The organism is Bradyrhizobium sp. MI1.11, from assembly GCF_055811255.1.
The window spans coordinates 133,912-150,307 of sequence record NZ_JBVVPM010000016.1 but is presented as its reverse complement, the minus strand read 5'-3'; the positions used below and the strand labels follow the sequence as shown (position 1 = coordinate 150,307).

At 60.1% G+C, this 16,396-nt stretch carries 15 protein-coding genes; 11 read left to right on the top strand and 4 right to left on the bottom strand.

All coding sequences use genetic code 11. The features are described from left to right. Positions 1 to 437: 437 nt before the first annotated feature. Together AC0L30_RS18240 and AC0L30_RS18235 are read right to left on the bottom strand one after the other, a co-directional pair. The gene (locus AC0L30_RS18240; RefSeq protein ID WP_473404883.1) at positions 438 to 1,748 is read right to left on the bottom strand and encodes a caspase family protein; all 1,311 of its coding nucleotides are present in this window, start codon (positions 1,746 to 1,748) and stop codon (positions 438 to 440) included. 7 nt (positions 1,749 to 1,755) lie between these two features. Then, positions 1,756 to 2,664, bottom strand: a complete 909-nt coding sequence (locus tag AC0L30_RS18235; protein ID WP_473404882.1) for a DUF4399 domain-containing protein — start codon at positions 2,662 to 2,664, stop codon at positions 1,756 to 1,758. Positions 2,665 to 2,934: 270 nt separating this feature from the next. Here AC0L30_RS18235 and AC0L30_RS18230 point away from each other — a divergent pair, with 270 nt between their 5' ends. The 10 genes from AC0L30_RS18230 (at position 2,935) to AC0L30_RS18185 (ending at position 10,292) form a co-directional block, all read left to right on the top strand. Continuing rightward, on the top strand, positions 2,935 to 3,810 hold the full coding sequence (locus AC0L30_RS18230; RefSeq protein WP_009859217.1) for a formylglycine-generating enzyme family protein: 876 nt from the start codon (positions 2,935 to 2,937) through the stop codon (positions 3,808 to 3,810). Between the two features lie 2 nt (positions 3,811 to 3,812). Beyond that, positions 3,813 to 4,250, top strand: coding sequence for a hypothetical protein (locus AC0L30_RS18225; RefSeq protein WP_009859216.1), 438 nt, complete (start codon positions 3,813 to 3,815; stop codon positions 4,248 to 4,250). Between the two features lie 374 nt (positions 4,251 to 4,624). Continuing rightward, positions 4,625 to 4,891 carry a Curlin associated repeat-containing protein gene (locus AC0L30_RS18220; protein ID WP_009859215.1) on the top strand — a complete coding sequence of 89 codons (267 nt, stop codon included), beginning with the start codon at positions 4,625 to 4,627 and terminating at the stop codon, positions 4,889 to 4,891. 89 nt (positions 4,892 to 4,980) lie between these two features. Next, complete coding sequence (locus AC0L30_RS18215; protein WP_473404881.1) at positions 4,981 to 5,316, top strand: curlin repeat-containing protein; 336 nt, start codon at positions 4,981 to 4,983, stop codon at positions 5,314 to 5,316. An 82-nt stretch (positions 5,317 to 5,398) separates the two neighbouring features. Further along, complete coding sequence (locus AC0L30_RS18210) at positions 5,399 to 5,839, top strand: hypothetical protein (RefSeq protein WP_009859213.1); 441 nt, start codon at positions 5,399 to 5,401, stop codon at positions 5,837 to 5,839. A 275-nt stretch (positions 5,840 to 6,114) separates the two neighbouring features. Next, positions 6,115 to 7,494 (top strand): autotransporter domain-containing protein, encoded by a 1,380-nt coding sequence (locus AC0L30_RS18205; protein ID WP_473404880.1) that lies wholly within the window; start codon positions 6,115 to 6,117, stop codon positions 7,492 to 7,494. Positions 7,495 to 7,747: 253 nt separating this feature from the next. Next, entirely contained in the window at positions 7,748 to 8,764 is a 1,017-nt protein-coding gene (locus tag AC0L30_RS18200) for a patatin-like phospholipase family protein (protein ID WP_473404879.1), read from the top strand. Between the two features lie 312 nt (positions 8,765 to 9,076). Next, entirely contained in the window at positions 9,077 to 9,340 is a 264-nt protein-coding gene (locus tag AC0L30_RS18195; RefSeq protein ID WP_051058368.1) for a hypothetical protein, read from the top strand. A 91-nt stretch (positions 9,341 to 9,431) separates the two neighbouring features. Next, on the top strand, positions 9,432 to 9,767 hold the full coding sequence (locus tag AC0L30_RS18190; protein WP_473404878.1) for a hypothetical protein: 336 nt from the start codon (positions 9,432 to 9,434) through the stop codon (positions 9,765 to 9,767). A 33-nt stretch (positions 9,768 to 9,800) separates the two neighbouring features. Next, positions 9,801 to 10,292, top strand: coding sequence for a hypothetical protein (locus AC0L30_RS18185; protein ID WP_473404877.1), 492 nt, complete (start codon positions 9,801 to 9,803; stop codon positions 10,290 to 10,292). Between the two features lie 564 nt (positions 10,293 to 10,856). On the opposite strand, the gene AC0L30_RS18180 is transcribed toward AC0L30_RS18185, so the two are convergent. After that, positions 10,857 to 11,090, bottom strand: coding sequence for a DUF6894 family protein (locus AC0L30_RS18180; RefSeq protein WP_473404876.1), 234 nt, complete (start codon positions 11,088 to 11,090; stop codon positions 10,857 to 10,859). 197 nt (positions 11,091 to 11,287) lie between these two features. On the opposite strand from AC0L30_RS18180, the gene AC0L30_RS18175 reads away from it, so the two are divergent. Beyond that, a complete protein-coding gene (locus tag AC0L30_RS18175) occupies positions 11,288 to 11,482 on the top strand; it encodes a hypothetical protein (protein ID WP_473404875.1) in 195 nt (64 codons plus the stop codon). A 239-nt stretch (positions 11,483 to 11,721) separates the two neighbouring features. Here the strand turns inward: AC0L30_RS18175 and AC0L30_RS18170 are convergent, their stop codons facing one another. Then, positions 11,722 to 16,272: a beta strand repeat-containing protein gene (locus tag AC0L30_RS18170; protein ID WP_473404874.1), complete on the bottom strand. Its 4,551-nt coding sequence runs from the start codon at positions 16,270 to 16,272 to the stop codon at positions 11,722 to 11,724. Positions 16,273 to 16,396 lie beyond the last annotated feature (124 nt).

Here is a 16,396-nt window from a genome sequence, read left to right as displayed (position 1 = left end):
CCCTACGGCCCAAGCGCGCCCCGAAATTTCGCTAGCTAGTTCGGGCTATTCTTGGGTTGACACGGTTGACAGGTTGACACGCAAGCGCCTCGCGGAGCCAACCTCTTCGAAATAGCTGCCGGAGCGGTGACCGCGTTGGGAGGTTTTGCAGTTCTCTCGCTGGAGGGAGAGAATCTGTAAAAAAACTTGCTCGACCGCTGCAGCTCAGGTTCTCTCGATAGGCGAGAGAAACGACCAGCGGGCTTCTCTGTCCGTCAAACCTGATTGCTCAGAAGACCTTATCGGCCTTTGTGAACCCACTGCCAAAACCCCCTGCAACGGATTTACATGAAGACCGGCATAAGTAGAAAGCCCGAACTTGTACGTTTGCTGCTCGCCCATTTGTCGCCATTGCTCGCTGACACCCGGCTGATTGGTCGCGGGGTACCTGGACGAGATCAAGGAGTGACGCTCTCGCGCAGTCGGCGGAGCTGGGACCGGAGCCTCTCGCAGCCCAAATCCTTTTCGAACTTGGTGATCGCCTCAAGCGTAGGCTCAGCACGCATGCTCAGCAGACGCGCAATGTCGCGGGCACAAGTGTCCTCGGAACGAACAGACTCGTTCTGCGCTTGCTGCTTCGGAACCGTTTGTGGTGCCGGATTTCCGCCAGACGGCAGAGCGGTATCGCCGGCAAAGCTTTCGAACAGGCGCTGCACTTGGGGGCGCAGTCGAGCGCACGCGACTTCGCGCTGGAAGTTGACGATCTCTTCCGGCGCGGGGTTGGCGCGCAGACGCGCCAGCCTCGCTTCGTCGCGGACACAGGGGTCTACGGTCTGGGGCGCCGCCTGCGCTGGAAGCGGCGGCTTTGGGACCATTGCATTCACGGTTGGCGGTGCCGGCGCTGGACTGACTACGACCGGTTTCGGCGGGGTGGGCACCGAAGCTGGCGGGGGCGCCGGGGCGGCCGCGACGGGCGGCGCCGGCGCAACTCTTGTTGTATTCGGCACCAAGGAGATGGTTGCGCCGCCGAGGGAGCCATAGATGAACGGCTCCTGCCGTCCGCCGGTCATGGCGATAACTGCATCGCGAACACGGCCAAGCGTGATCCGGATGTCGACGTCGGGCTCGGCAAGGTGTCTGAGTAGTGCGATTGCATAGGGGCTGTTAACGCCATCGCCGTCATAGGAAATCGAGCCGGCCTTCGCGGCGTAGGCGACCAGCGTATCGGCCCCGACTTCATCAAGCTTCGCAAGCCCGCCCCTAGCCGGTGTGCGGCCTGCCGAGCGCAGCTTGGCTGCAAAGGGGTTGTCGCGGCAGGCGTCGAGCAGGATCAAGCGCAGGCGGCGTACTGGTTGCAACGCCCAGATGATGCGGTCGAGCGAGATAGCTTCATCCTCGACGTCGTAGTCGCGGCTCAACCTGGCATCCACCGGTATGAGATAATTAGTGCCGCTGATCTCGATGCCATGGCCGGCGTAATAGACCACCGCCATATCAGCGTTCTCAGCCGTGATGAGAAATTCCCGTACAGTGCGCTTGAACTCGACGACACCTAGATCGTTGCGCGAAATGACGACTTCGAAGCCGATCGATTTGAATAGTGCCGCGATTGCCGTGGCGTCGTTGATGGTATTGGACAGCGTAGATGCGTTCTTATAGGCAGAGTTTCCGACAATGAGCGCGACCCGACGCTCCGCTGCTGCCGCATCGGCGAACATCGCGCCGACGACAACGCAGAGGCAGTAGATCAAGAGTTGGCGCAGTTTCATCGCTGTATCAGTATCCGTAACGCCGCCATGAGCGATGGCGGTACTTCGAGCGCTTTCTTGGCGGCTGGCCGCTCTCCGTCACAGTGACGCTGATGACGTCGGAGAACACCGCCGGATCCTGCGGCACGTGGGCGAAGTCGGCGAACAGCAGGCGCAGCTTGTGTTGGCCGACCGGGAGCGTGATCTTCGCTTCGGTCTGGCCGGCGCCGAAGTGCAGGTGGTTGAAGTCGTTCGGGATCGGCTGGTCGAGCGGAGGCAACTCGGCATCGACAAGCAAATGATGATGCCCGGTGTTGGGCTTATCGTAGCCCGCCGGGGCGACGCCCATATTCAATAGGCCGAAGCGGATAACCGGGTTTGGGGAAATGTAAGAGCCGTTCTTCGGATAGATGAAATAAACCTTGGCATCCTTCGGGGAGGGGCGACGTCCGCCGGCAGTGGATTGAACCGCCGCAGGAGCGGCTTGAGCTACCGCGGGAGAGGTCTGGTCAGTGACCTTGACCTTGATCTTCTCGGAGGTCACCGGCGGCGAATGCGGAACGTGATTCTTGTCGCCGAACACAAGCTGCAAGGTGTGCTCGCCGGGCGTCAGCGAAATCTCTGCCTCAGTTTGTCCCGCGCCGAAATGCAGGTGCTGGAAGTCGTTTGGAATCTCGGAATTCAGTGGCGGCGTTGGCGAGTCAATTATCAGATGATGGTGACCGCTATTGGCGCGGTCCGAACCTGCCGGTGCGACGCCCATGCCATGCAGGCCGAAATGCAGAATAGCCTTGGTTGGCAGCGTATCGCCGTCTTTCAATCCGATGAAATAGACGGCTGCTCCCGCCGGCGACGGAGTCGGCCCGCCAGTCTGCGCCTGTGCCGCGTGGCAATGCATCAAACCAGCAAGAAATGGAACCAGAACCAATGTCAGCAATCGGTGAATCATCGGCAATCTTCCCAATACATGGATCCACAATCTGGACCGCACTAGCCGCGGGAAACTGCAATAATTGCAAGCGTCAAGAAATTCCCATCCGCGCAGAACGAAGGGAGATGAAACGATATTCCTTTGCCGCCCAATGTAAACCGAAATCCGACGGCGCGAGCATCGCCTTGCCCGCTGCGGTCGAATGAAGCATGCTGTGTCACATTGAATGTGACGTGTGCATACTTCCGATCGTTCTAACCGACCGGAGATCATGATATGAAATCCGCCGTTTTGTCTGCGTTTTTCCTCATGGCGCTCGTTGAACTTGCGAGCACTGCAGCGAGCGCGCAGCGAGGGCTTAGCACCGGCCCATCCGCCGACCCGCCATCCGCGTCATCCGACACCAAGGTGGCCCAGCAAAGCGCCACTCCGGATCCGGGTGAACTATTTCGTGATTGCAACAATTGTCCGGAGCTTGTGGTCGTGCCGCCCGGCGAGTTCGTGATGGGGTCTAATGATACGCCCTACGAGAAGCCCGAGCATACGATCAGCATTCGCAAGCCCTTCGCCATTGGCCGACGCGAGGTGACATTCGCGGAATGGGATCAGTGTGCTGACATTGGCGGGTGCAGGGTGCGTCCCGAGGATCACGGCTGGGGGCGTGGCGACCGTCCGGTGATCAATGTCAGTTGGGAGGATGCCAAGCTGTTTGTCGCCTGGCTGTCGCAGAGGACCGGACAAAAATATCGTCTGCCCAGCGAGGCGGAATGGGAATATGCCGCGCGAGCGGGAACCCGAACGCCGTTCTGGTGGGGCAAGGACATCGGCGACCGTCATGCACAGTGCGAAGGCTGCGGTAGTCCGATCAAGCAGCAGGTCGTACCGGCGGGCTCGTTCCGGCCAAACGGCTTCGGGCTCTACGACACATCAGGTAATGCTGCGGAGTGGGTCGAGGATTGCTGGAACGACTCCTATCGCAATGCGCCGAAGGATGCGTCGCCCTGGACGTCGGGCGACTGCCGCCTGCGGGTACTGCGCGGGGGCAACTTCCTCAGCAGGGCCAGCGACGTCAGATCGTCGGCGAGGTTTCGCTACGACGTCGACGTACGATATTACGCCAACGGCTTTCGTGTCGTGCGGGAGTTACCGTAATCATGCCGCGCGCGGGAATAATGCGCTCGATTGTTGCGGCGCTTCTCGTGTTGACTGCCGCTACTCCGACAGCTTGGGCGCAATCTTACCCAGCGAGTGGTAAAATCGGCTATCTCCAGGAGTGGGAGATCACGGGAAGCTTGGCGAAAGGGGCAATACGCGCCCCAGTGGACTATTCAGGGACGGTCACGTTGCGACACATAGGCCTGTGTAGCATCAATGGCGTCGAGCAGAAGCAGGCGCGCATGCAGTTGAAAGTTTCGTCCCTGCGCTTGGAAGGCACGTTGGTCATGGACGACGATGAATGCCGCATTGTCGCCTCTGGATCATCAGGCTCGGGGCTGCTGACCTGCCGCAGCGGACAAGACATTCCGATCAATCTCCTGATCGGGAAAGCCGTCGAGACCGAGACGTCTGATCGCGTCGGCCGCAGCCCCTAAACAAGCTGCAAGACGATTGTCCGCGAGAAAAATCATTGTCGACTGTGCATTGAGTCCTTAGCGCGTGTGCTGATCACACGCGACTTTGGAGCGCCGCGATCCGTTGTTCAGTTTGGCCTTTCAGTAGTTCATGTCTCACCCTTTCGACAGCGGCGAAGAAGTACGCGCGATATTGCGCGCACGTCACGATTCATGAAGGCGCGAGTTCCGAGGCATTTGAGTACTGCTCGTCGAACGCAGCGGGCGATGCGAATGCAAAGCGATCGCCGCCGCCATGCGTGACTTGCGGCACAGAGTTATGTGCCGATGAGTCCTATCGTCCAATCATCGAACGGCAATCAAGCGGTTCGAATTGACCCAGAAGGACCACTCCCATGTTTCGCTCCATCCTCATCGTCTCCGCCGCCGTCCTCTCACTCACTGCTTCGAGCGCGTATGCTGGCAACTCCTCTTCCATCGTGCAGAACGGCAACGGCAACGGAGCCGAAACCTTCCAGAAGGGCCGTAACAACGACAGCCAGGTCATTCAGTTCGGCAACGGCAACGGCGCTGGCGTCCATCAGGTCGGCCGCAATAACAACGCCGGCATCGGCCAGAATGGCGACGGCAACTACGCTGGTGTGTGGCAGCGCCGCCGCTGATCACCTGATCTCGCATCAGCGGAAAGGAACCGTGACGGACCCGTTCCTCACATTCCTTTCCGCCACGCGAACCTCGAAAGGAAAAACCCGTGAGAAAGCTTCTGTTTATCACCAGCGCCGCGCTGGTTCTGGTCTCGGCTCCGGCTTTCGCCGGCGGCGTCACCGCCTGCGTGCACGCCAGAACCCAGATCGGCGACGGCGCCAGCGACAGCGTCAGCCAGAACTGCCAATACAACATGAACGGCCAAGTGCAGGCCGGTAACGGAATGTCGGCCGGCGCGCGGCAGTCCGGAACCAGCAACACGTCGAGCCAGCTTCAGCTCGGTGACAATAACTCGACCCGCCTCAGCCAGCACGGCCGTGACAATAGCGCCGGAGCCATGCAGGTTGGAAACGGCAACAGCGTCAAAGTCCATCAATGGTAAGGCTGTCGACCCTATCGGGCCGGAGCCGCATGGCGGTTGGGCGGGTCCCTCGCCCAACCCGCCTTCATGATAGGAGGAAAAGATGAAGCGGATCCAATGGTCGGGCTTTGTGCTTGCTGCAACCCTGGGGGCTGCTCTCGCAAGTGCGTCGTTGCGGGCCGAGACGACCTCCGTGAACAACGGCAGCAATTCTGCCACGATCACCCAGAACGGCGATCCATCGAAGACCGAGAAGCGGGTGGACTCCCGTCCCGGCTATACACATATCGAGCAGCACAGCGGCGGCAACTCGGCGACGATCATCCAGCAGTCGAAGCCCGGCTCGCCCAATGGCACCGAAAGCGAAGGTGGCAACACCCCGAACGTGCCGACAGCGCCGGGCGGAACCGCGAGCGACGAGGAGCGTGGTCCCGCGCTCACCGACTCGGATGTCTACCGGCAGGTCCGTAAGGGCGCCTCGCCGCAATCGCAGCAGACCTTGGACAATCTGATGAAATCCCTGGGTTTGCAGAAGAAAATGTAACGGCCGCGGCGCCGGCCAGCACAGCCGCAATCGAAACCGCGCCGGCTTGATCGCCGGCCGCGGATTCTAGCATCGTGTCATCGGCAGCGATGCTCGCGCCGAAAGATTCAGCGGCTGTCACTCCACGGCAACAGGCAGCCGGCCCCGGTTGCGCTAATGTGCCGCTTTATCGGCAGATTTGAGCGCGTCATGCGCGGGCGAGGTGGGCGATGGGAAGCAAATCGGCCGACAAATCACTACCTCGACAAAGGTGGCGGCTTGGATATGCGCTCGCGGTGGCCGCAATCGCGCTGCTGGCCGAACCGGCAAGTGCGCAAACCGGTTTCATTGACACCAATGGCTACGGCTTTGTATCGCTGAATGGTCCGATCGTCGTGAACCAGGCGTTCGGGCCCGGGCAGAACATCACCGGCATCGTTCAGTTGGCACCGAATCCATTGGCGACCGTGACCCAAAGCGGCTTCTATAACCGCGCCGCGATCATCCAGGTCGACACCACCAACACCGCGACGATCACACAGACCGGCGATTTCAGCCACGCTTATGTCATCCAGGTCGGCCCGACCAACGCCTCGGCGGTCGCACAGACCGGCAATAACGCATCTGCGATCGTGATCCAGCTCGCAGCCTCGCCGATCGCGGCACTCGGCACCGGCTATCTCGAGCGCGTGGCTTCGAACCTGTTATTCGCGCCAGAGACGGCGGCGGCGCTGCCGAGCATGGCCCAAATCAGCGCGCAGGGATTCTCGCGCGACTTGTTGTCGCAGCTCGATACCGGCCGTGGGGAGGGCTGTGTCGATCAGCCTCTGCCCGTCAAGGCACCGCCGCTCCCCTGTCGAGCTTCAGTGTTTGTGCAAGCCAATTATCGGCACGGCGACCACGCCGACACCTTCGGGTCGACCAAATACAGCTATGATTCGGCCGGCGTCCTCGCGGGTGGCAAGTTCTATGTGACCCAGAATCTGACGTTGGGACCGACATTCGGCTACACGCACATCGCTTCAGGTCTCAAGCAAGGGCTCGGCTCGACGGATCTCGACTCCTTCCATCTCGGGGGGTTCCTGGCCTATGACACTAGCTCGCTGTTCGTTCATGCGATTGCGTCATACGGCTGGAACCAGTTCGACGTCTCTCGCACCGGGTTCTTCGGACCGATCACGCCAAACACTGACGCAAATACAACGGTTGCTGCAATCAAGGCCGGCTACTTGTTTGATCTCGGCGCTGCGCGGCTCGGCCCGATCGGCGGGTTCACCTACACCGACACTCACGTCAAAGGCTATTCCGAAGCTGGCGATCCATTCCTGACCCAGAGGGTCGCAGATCAGTTTCTTCAGTCGGCGGTGGTCAGTGGCGGCTTGCGCTTAAAGCCGCAATTCGCCGCGTTCGGTAGGGCCGATACCTTCTTTGACCTAACCGTGGAGAAGGACCTGCGCAATTCCATGCCCATCTTGCAAACTGCGTTCACGCTGGCGCCCGATGTGCCGATCTTCACACCGGTGCGTCCCATAAGGGACGTTTATGTTCGAATGTCAGGCGGCCTCGGGTATAACTTCACACCCAATGCACGCGTCAACGTCGCGGCCGAGGGAATTGTCGCCAACAACGGCTCAAACAGTTTCGGGTTGAACGCGGGATTTCGATACGGCTTCTGAACCGCGGCATCCGAAAATTCCTGTACGGAAGACCACCAAGCTCTTTCCTAGCTAAAACGATCTTCGCCGCCGCATGCGACCGGCGCTTTCTTGATGCGTTTACCTCTCAGCATTGTGGGTGGGCAGCTTCAACCAGATTGCACTTTAGGATTTCGTGCAGCCAGATTAGGATGGCGTGATTGCCCGATCGTTTGGGCTACGGGCAACTCCATTTGGAGTTTTTGTCGCGCAACAGCGCGGTTGGCAGGCCCTGATGAGTACGACAAGCAAGCCGGTCAACCTTGCTCTACAAGGCGGCGGCGCGCATGGCGCGTTTACCTGGGGCGTTTTAGATCGCCTCCTCGAGGAAGAACGGATGTCCTTCGAGGGAATCTGCGCGACCAGCGCCGGCGCCATGAACGCTACGGTCATGGCACATGGCCTGACAATCGGCGGTCGAGACGGGGCTAAACTTAGTCTTGCGGACTTTTGGAGGCGCATCAGTGAAGCGGCAGCCTGGGGACCGCTGCAGCCGTCCCCGTTCGATCGCTTGATGGGATATGGTTCGATCGAAACATCTCCGGCGCTTATATTCTTCGACATCATGACGCGGCTTCTGTCGCCTTATGAGTTCAACCCATTGAACTACAATCCGCTGCGCGACGTGCTCGAGGAGACTGTCGATTTCGAGCGACTTCGCAAGGAGAATGTCGTCAAGCTGTTCCTTTGTGCGACGAATGTCCGCACCGGAAAAGTGAAGATCTTCGAGAACGACGAAGTGACACTCTCGGCCGTTCTCGCTTCCGGGTGCCTCCCTTTGCTGTTCCAGGCTATCGAAATCGATGGCGAAGCCTATTGGGACGGCGGCTACATGGGCAATCCGGCAATTTTCCCGCTCATTTATCAGTGCCAGTCCACCGACGTCATAGTCATCCACATCAATCCGATCGTGCGTGAGGGGATACCTCGCACGGCCAGCGACATACTGAATCGACTAAACGAGATCAGTTTCAATTCGTCGCTGATGCGAGAGATGCGGGCGATTGCCTTCGCCAACAACCTCGTCAACAGAGGTGTGCTGGGCGACGAGATAAAGACAATGCTGATTCATGCGATCGAGGCAGAATTGTTCATGAAAGACCTCGGAGTCGCCTCCAAGTACAACGCGGACTGGAATTTCCTCACCCATCTGCGCGATGTAGGTCGCTCCTGCGCCGATAAGTGGCTGACGGCGAATTTTTGTCATGTCGGCACGCGTTCGACTATCGATATTCACGCGAGATACTTGTGAGCGCAGCCAGGTTGCTATAGCCGACCTCTAGACGCATCGATTCCAGTCGTTGCATTCATGTCCAGTGTTTCGATATCGGCGAAGAAGTACGCGCGATACAGCTCTGAACGATTGCGCCCACGTCACCATTGATGAAGCCGCGAGTTCCGAGGCATTTGAGTACTGCTCGTCGAATGCAGCGGGCGATGCGAATGCAAAGCGATCGCCGCCGCCCTGCGTGACCTGCGGCACAGAGTTATGTGCCGGCGAGGCCTATTGTCAAATCATCGAACGGCAATCACGCGGTTCGACTTCATCCAAAGGGAAGATATTATGTTTCGCTCCATCCTCCTCGTCTCGGCGGCCGTGCTCTCGCTCGCTTCTTCGGCGTATGCTGGCAACTCGTCGTCCATCGTGCAGAACGGCAACGGCAACGGTGCCGAGACCTTCCAGCGCGGTCGCAACAACGACAGCCAAATCGTTCAGTTCGGTAACGGCAATGGCGCCGGCGTCCACCAGGTCGGTCGCAACAACAACGCGGGGATCGGCCAGAACGGTGACGGAAACTATGCTGGTGTGTGGCAGCGCCGCCGCTGATCACCTGATCTCACATCGCGCGGAAAGGAGTCGTGGCGGGAACCTCCCTCACCCTCCTTTCCGTCCAGCAAACCTCGAAAGGACAAGCTCCATGAGAAAGCTTCTGTTGATTGCCAGTGCCCTGCTGACCTTGGTCTCCGCTCCGGCATTCGCTGGCGGCATCACCGCCTGCGTGCACGCGAGGACTCAGATCGGCAACGGCTCGAGTGACAGTGCCAGCCAGAACTGCCAGTACAATATGAACGGCCAGGTGCAGGCCGGCAGCGGTATGTCGGCGACTGCCCGACAGTCCGGAACGAGCAACAGCTCGAGCCAGCTCCAGCTCGGGAACGGCAACTCTGCCGGAACCAGCCAGCATGGCCGTAGCAACAGCGCCGGCGCCATGCAGGTCGGCGATGGCAACCGCGTCCGAGTCCATCAATGGTAACGCCGCCGGCCTACTTGGCCAGCTGGACAGCGATTGGGCGGGTTCCAACCTCGCCCAACGCATGCCATCCTCGAGGAGGTACACATGAAGCTTATTCAGCGACAATCGGTTGTGCGTGCTGCCGTGCTGATGGTTGCGCTGGCGAGCGCGTCCGCACGGGCCGAGACGACGACCGTGAACAATGGCAGCATTTCTGCCACGATCACCCAGAGCGGCGATCCATCCAAGACCGAAAAGCAAGTCAAGACTGGTCCGGGTTACATCAGCATTGAGCAGCACAGCGGCGGCAACTCGGCGATGATCATCCAGCGATCAAAGCCTGGGGCCAGCGATCCGACCGATGCCGAAGCCGGCAAAAGCCCAGATGCGCCGCCGGCACCCGGCGCAGCAGACGGTGATGCCGATCGTGATCCGCCATCGACCGACGCAGACGTCTACCGGCAGATCCGCAAAGGCGCCTCGCCGCAATCGCAGCAGACGCTCGACAGGTTGATGAAAGCCTTGGGCCTGCAAAACAAGATGTGACCGGCCTCTGCCAATTGTGCCGCCACCACGCCTCTCGCTTCCCGCGACCGTAAAGGCCACTTGGGAGGGGTTCTGCGTGACTTACTTCACGTGAGTTTGAGCGCACCTCTTCTAGTCTTACGTGCCAGTCAAACGGTAGACACCACATGCACAGGATGATTGCTGCCGTGGTTCTGGCTTTAGCTTCGGTCCACGCAGCGGGTCCGCTCGGACTGACGCTCGCCTCGGCCGACGATACGATCGCTTTGCCACTGTCCACGACCGCTACAACGCCGGCTCCAACAACAATGCCGGCGCCTGCCGGTGCGCCGGTTCCTCCGCCACATCCACAAAGTCTGCTAGAGAGGAATTGCACGCCCCTGGGAGGCAAGACCTTTAAGTGGTCTTGCCCGAATGTGCCATTTGGAGCCCTGCGATGCTCTTGAGACGGCGTGCGGGTTGCGCCGGAAATCCGACTGCGCGAGCATCGCTCCGGCGAAGGCGCGGCGGATGATCGCCGTTGCGATCGCGTTCAAGCCCTGACGAAGAACCAAGAATGACGGCTGCGCTGCCCGCATGACATCCTCAGTGTGGCTTGCCCAGCACAAATGCGAACGGCAGAACGAAAATCTCGTCGCCTGCCTCATCGCTGACATGCAAGACCCATTGACGCCAATCTTCCAGGTCGGTCCCTGTCACGAGCGACCGCACCCTGCGGGTGGCCTCCTCGCACACCTCGATCAGATCGGATACGATTGTGCCGCGACGATCTATCAATACGCCGCGAGCGTTAGTGCAATGGAAATAGATCTGAGCCATGTACGCCTCCTTGTGACATCCGGGTGAGCAAGCTCGACCCTGCATGTCGGAGTCATACTTGGCGTTCAAGGGATCTTCCGTGATCATGCGCACATGGTGCCGCCTGGGAGCCTCGCAGGGCGATCATCGGTCCGCCTCAAATCAGGCAAATCCAACGTCTGCGTTGGCCCAGGCGGTGTGAAAAGGCTCTGTTTGCGGTGATTCGCGCGATAGGATTCCCGGCGGTCGCCGAGCAGACCTATGGCACCGACCATCTCGACCTGGTGTTGGCGGTCGGCTACCTGTCAAAGCTGCTGCGCAACCGCGAGGTGGTCGGCTATCTCGCCAAGCACTTTCAGGAATTGCTGTTTGAATTCCAACGGATCACCGAATCCGAGGCGAACGCGGCCTGAGGCGCTGCACATTTGGCTCATTTTGCCAGCATTTGCGTATGCCACGTTATGGAAGAACGCGGCCTTTTGGGCGACGGACGCAAGTCCTTCGAAGTCTACCAACGAAAGCCGCGCTCGTCGCATCGACCATAAGCGACGTCGATACCATCCATCGGAAAGTCTGCGCTTCAAACCAAGCCACACTCGACCAAGCTCGTGCCTTCCGCCTTTCCCTGCTGCCCGAACTGGCCGTCACCTGGTCAGTGCAGAATAAAGTCGTTCGATCCCGCGCTCGTGTTGAGGTTAGATACGTTGAGAATCTCGACCGTTTCGGCCGCCGCGGCACCGCCATGAGCGGCGTCAGGAGTAATCTTGTAGAAATCGGTTGTTCCGACCTGCTGGATTGTCGCGCCAGTGGCGAGCGTGCCATAGCCGTAGAAGTCCAAATGATCGCCGACGTTCGCCCCGGCTCCGGTAAAGTCGGTCACGACGTCGCCGTTCGCCTCACCGAAATTAAATTTGAACGAGTCATTCCCTGCGCCGCCGGTGAGCCTATCTGCGCCGGCTCCGCCGTCGAGCGTATCCGCCCCACCCGCGCCATTCAGCACGTCGTTGCCGGCGCCGCCAGTCAACACATTGGCGGCGCCGTTGCCGGTCAGCGCGTCATTGAACGCCGAGCCAGTCAAATTCTCGAAGCCCGTCAGCGCGTCCGTACCGGCCCCGACCGTGTTCTGTGCCGTAGTCACGGCAAGGCTGACCGTGACCCCGGCGGTCGCGTGCTGGTAACTAACCGTGTCGATGCCGGAACTGCCTGCCAGCACGTTATCGCCGGCATCGCCCTCCAATATGTCGTCGAATTGGGATCCGGTCAGATTCTCGATATTGACTAGGGTATCGCCTTGAGCATCGCCACCGGTACCGTGCCCTGTCGCCAGGCTAACGTTGACGCCAAGCGCTGAGGCGGTATAGGTCGCCGTGTCAGTGCCCTGACCGCCGTCGAGCGTATCCGCGCCGCTCAGGCCGGCCAGAATGTTGTTGCCACCATTTCCGATGATGACGTTGTCGAGCACGTTGCCGTTCCCATTGATGTTTGAAGTACCGGTCAGCGTAAGGTTTTCCACATTGGGCGCGAGCGTGTAGGTGACTGACGCCTGCACCGTGTCCGTACCCTCACCGGCGCTCTCCACGATCGAGTCGCCGGTATTCGCGACCACGTAAGTATCATCGCCCAGCCCGCCAATCAGAGTGTCGGCTCCTCCGCCGCCCGTGATGAGGTCGGCGAACGCGCTGCCGGTGACGGTGAACCCTTCGCTCTGATTGTGCAGATCGATCGTGACCCCTGCGGTTGCCGACGCCGCCGAGACCGCTTCGACATTGGTGATCTGAGCGTTGGTTGCGGCGTTGAGGTCGGGGGACGTCGCAGACAGCACGATGGTATCTGTCCCCGCGCCGCCATTGACGGTATCGGCCCCGATAAAGCCGATAATCTTGTCGTTGCCGCCGCCGGCGGCGATGCTGTCGGCTCCGACTGCCCCCGTGATGGTGTCATCCAATGCACTACCGGTGACGGTAAATCCTTCACTTTGGCGGTGCAGGTCGATGACTACGCCGGCGGCTGCCAACGACGCGTTGATCGCTTCAACATTGATGATTTGGGCATCGGCAGCCGAGTTTAGATCCGTGGACGTTGCCGACAGGACGATGCTGTCCGTCCCGGAGCCGCCGTTGATAGTGTCGGCGCCCACAAAGCCAATGATCGAGTCGTTTCCCGCCGCGCCCGTGATCAGGTCGGCGAACCCGCTGCCGGTGATGGTGAACCCTTCGCTCTGATTGTGCAGATCGATCGTCACCCCTGCGCTTGCCGAAACCGCCGAGACCGCTTCGACACTGGTGATCTGGGCGTTGGCCGCGGTGTTGAGGTCTGCGGACGTCGCAGACAGCACGATGGTGTCTGTTCCCGCGCCGCCGTTGACAATATCGGCCCCGATAAAGCCGATAATCCTGTCGTTGCCGCCGCCGGCGGCGATGCTGTCGACCCCGGCTGCCCCCGCGATGGTGTCATCCGATGCACCGCCGGTGATGGTAAATCCCTCACTTTGGCGGTGCAGGTCGATGATCACGCCGGCGGCGGCCGACGATGCGGTGATTGCTTCCACATTGATGATTTGGGCATCGGCAGCCGAGTTTAGATCCGTGGACGAGGCCGACAGGACGATGCTGTCCGTGCCAGCGCCACCGTTGACGGTGTCGGCACCCACAAAGCCAATGATCGAGTCGTTTCCCGCCCCGCCTGCAAGGGCGTCCGCAGCTGACGTTCCGGTGATAGTATCGTTGCCGCCAAGTCCGAAGGTCACTGTGGCTCCAGCGGCTACGGCGATAGCCTGGCCGGCAGAGCTCCCAAACTGAAGCGTGAGCAGTTGAGCGTAGATGTTGCCCGCCTGATCCTCTGCAGCGACATAAATGCTGGGCCAACTGCTCAGGGCCGCCGTTGCCGTCACTACTCCAGTGTTGGCATCGATCGAGAGTCCATTGCTGGTTTGGCTGATGCCGGAGGTCCCGGCTGCGTTTGATGCAAAGAAATATGTGAATGGCGGGCTGGTCGAATCGCCCGTTTGAGCAATGGATCCAATGACAGTTCCTGCAGCAATGTTAGAAGCTCCGTCAAAGTTGGAATTGGCCAGCTTGAACTGCCATCCGGTCGGACCGTGGGTGTCAAGCGTGAATGTCAGCGCCGGGGACGTCCCGGCATTGCCGGCCGCATCGCTCTCGCTGGCTATCACCGTATGCGGACCATCCGCTAGGCCGGTCGGTGTAAACGTCCAGGCACCGGCGGCGTCAGCTGAAGCCGTTGCACCAATCGCCATGCCATCCACCGTGAAGTGGATCACCGCATTGGCGTCGGCCGTACCGGAAATCGCAGCGTTCGCAGTGATCCTGTCCGTTGCTGATAGGCCGGTGTCGTTGACGAGATTTGCCGTCACCACGGGAGCCACGGTATCGACAGTGAAAGTCAGCGCGTCACTAGCCGAGCTGGTGTTACCTGCCGCGTCCGTTGCTTTGATGGTGTAGCTGTGAGTCGAACCATTGGCGAGGCTGCCAATCGTATAGCTCCAATTACCCGAGCCATCTGCCGTGGTGGTGCCGAACGCCTGGTAGCCATTGATGGCAAAATCCATAGAAGTGGGAGTGCCTCCGCGCGGGCTGCCGTCGACAAAATACAAGGAGTTCGCCACACCGGGATAGAGCGTTGGATTGAGCGGAGACCCATTGGAGCTGAAGGAAACGTAATAAGTGCCGGCAGCAAGTGCGGTCGCTGGAAGATGGACCTCCGCGCCGAGTACACCGAAATTTGTGGTATCGCTAAACAGCGTGGTTAGCTCAGCCGCGCTGAAATCCTGGCTGAACATCGACGCGCCCAGTTGGCCAGGGGCGGATCCTGCCGCATAGATCGTGACATTTACGTCTGTCGGGAAGTCTGGTGCAGCACCGCCAGCTCGGATCACAAAGTCGATTGAAGTGATCTTGGAATCCTGCCCGAGTGAAAACGCTTCGTACTCGTTTGCCTGACCAGACCCGTTTGCGATCCAGTTGTTCGCCACACCTTGTGTAACCGGATAAGTCTCGAACAGCGTAACGGGACTAGTGTAGGTCGAAATATTCGCGTCATAAATGGTGAGCGTGCTGCCGGCCTCCGCCGTCCCCGTCAGTTTCTGGGCAGCAGTATCGTTCGCCGCGTTGACGTAGCCATTGGATACAGAAGCGTCCACAGGAGCAGCCGGTTTACCGGGTACGGCAGTATCGAGTGTGAACGTCAGGGTGGCCGTGCCGACGTTACCAGCAGCGTCGGCTTCGGTTGCCACGACGGTGTGCGGACCATCCACAAGGCTCGGAGTAAAGGTCCAGGCGCCGCTGGCGTCAGCTGTTGCCGTTGTGGCAATCGCCGCGCCGTCCACCGTAAAGTGAACCACCGCGTTGGCATCGCCGGACCCGCTCAGCTCGGCATTCGAGGTGATATTGTCCGTCGACGACATGCCAGTATCGCGAGCTAGACTCGCCGTCACCGCCGGAATGGCGGTATCTACGGCAAAGGTCAATGCGTCGCTGCGGGAGCTGGTATTGCCCGCCGCGTCCGTGGCGGTGACCGTGTAGGTGTGGCTCGAACCATTGGCGAGGCTGCCTATGGTATAGCTCCAGTTCCCCGAAGCATCTGCTGTGGTCGTGCCGATCGCCTGGTAGCCGTTGATGGCAAAGTCCATGGAGGTGGGAGTGCCTCCGCGTGGGCTGCCATCGACAAAATACAAGGAGCTCGCCACACCGGGATAGAGCGTCGGATAAAGCGGAGACCCGTTGGAGGTAAAGGACACGTAGTAGGTGCCGGCGGCAAGCGTTAAGGCCGGAACATGCACTTCCGCTCCGAGTATTCCGGCGCCGGCTGTATCGATGAACAACGTCGTTAACTCGGCCGGGCTGTAGTCGTGGCTGTAGACCGCAGGTCCCAGTTGCCCGGGAGCCGATCCGGCTGCGTAGAGCGTGACGTCTACGTCCGTCGGGAAGTTAGGCGCCGCGCCGCCAGCGCGGATCACGAAGTCAATCGATGTAATGGCGGACATTTGGTTGAGCGAAAACGGTTCGTACTCATTCGATTGGCCAGCGCCGTTGGCGATCCAACCGTTCGCCACACCTTGTGTAACCGGATAGGTCTCAAACAGTAAGCTCTCATCGTAGATGGTCACCATGCTACCAGCCTCAGCAGTGCCGGTCAGCGCCTGTGCGGCGGTATCGTTGGCCACATTGACGTAACCATTGACCACGGAGGCGTCTGCTGGAGCAGCCGGTTTGGCAGGCGGCGTGGTGTCCTTCGGCGCGTCGTACGTCCCGCTGGTATCCTGAATATGTTCGACGCCCTGGGCAAAGATGGCGGCGCGCTGGCCCGTG